The organism is Corallincola holothuriorum (genome assembly GCF_003336225.1).
Lineage (GTDB): Bacteria > Pseudomonadota > Gammaproteobacteria > Enterobacterales > Neiellaceae > Corallincola > Corallincola holothuriorum.
Genome location: NZ_QPID01000027.1, coordinates 1 through 1,331, shown reverse-complemented (window position 1 = coordinate 1,331; position 1,331 = coordinate 1). Strand labels below are relative to the sequence as shown.

Sequence of the window (1,331 nt, the reverse complement as noted above, 5' to 3'; positions counted from 1 at the left end):
TGGCCCTTCGCGTTTTTTGGTGGGTCACCCTTTCTTAACTCTTTGAACCTGTGCATCATTTAAGGCCTCATCTCTTAGCTTAAAGTTGTGCATGGATCAGCGAACACTATACGAACGTATCCTTAATCTTTCTTCGCCCTGGCAAGTCAAAGATGTCGAGCTGAACGAAGCAGGCTCTGAAGTGAGAGTCCATGTTGAGTGTGATAAATCGGTAGTGCTCTGCTGCCCTCAATGTGGTCAACCTGCATCCAGATACGACAGTAGAGACCGCTCGTGGCGTCATCTTGATACATGCCAGTTTCAAACCTTGATTGTTGCAGAGGTGCCACGTGTGCACTGTAAAGAGCATGGCTGCCTAACGGTTAAAGTCCCTTGGGCCGAAGATAAAAGTCGCTACACTGCGTTGTTTGAAGCGTATGTCATTCGTTGGTTGAAAGTGGCGTCTATCAATGCGGTCAGCAAGGAAATGAAGCTGAGCTGGAGTGCGATTGATGGGATAATGAATCGCGCTGTTCAGCGAGGATTAGGTAAACGCGGTGCAGTTGACTCCCGTCAGTTAGCCGTGGATGAAGTGTCATTCAAAAAGGGACATGACTACGTCACGGTCATTTCTAACCATCAGGGCTATGTGCTGGGCGTAGAGGACGGAAAGTCAGCTGAAAGCCTCGCTGCGTATTACCGCAAGATGAACTTCTCAGAACGTTTTCGAATACAAAGTATCAGCATGGACATGAGCCCGTCTTTTCTCAAAGCGACGTTTGAGCATATTGAAAATGCGCGGAACAAAATCGCCTTTGACCATTTCCACATAGCTCAAAATCTTAATCAAGCACTGCACGTCACACGTAAAGATGAAGTCAGACAGGTTGATATGCACTTACGCCAGCAGATACATCGCACCCGTTACTATTGGCTACGTCACCGAGGCTCTCTGGAAGATAAACAACGAGCACAACTTAATGAATTAACGCCTCACTTATCGAATACCGCACTGGTGTGGTTCTTCAAAGAAAAAGCCAGAGATATTTGGAAAGGCAATCGTGTCCGCGGCGCAAAGGCTGCTTGGCAAGAATGGATTGGTTTGGCCAAAGCGGCGGCTATTCCAGCCTTAACAGTCGTTGCAAAACAAATTGAAGAACGGCTGTGGGGCATTCTTAACGCCATGAAACATCAGGTTTCCAATGGGCGAGCAGAAGCCATCAATAGCAAGATACGAACAATGCGAGTTAAGGCGCAAGGATACCGCTCTAAAGAGCGTTATAAGCGGGCAATTATGTTTCATTTCGGTGGGCTGGACTTGGCACCTACCCACTCTAATTAGTGAAGGGCCA

General features: G+C 47.6%; 1 protein-coding gene. It reads left to right on the top strand.

Annotated features, from left to right (window positions below):
• Nucleotides 1–91 precede the first annotated feature (91 nt).
• Nucleotides 92–1,321, top strand: a complete 1,230-nt coding sequence (locus tag DU002_RS19225) for an ISL3 family transposase (protein ID WP_114340075.1) — start codon at nucleotides 92–94, stop codon at nucleotides 1,319–1,321.
• The last annotated feature ends 10 nt before the right edge of the window (nucleotides 1,322–1,331 follow it).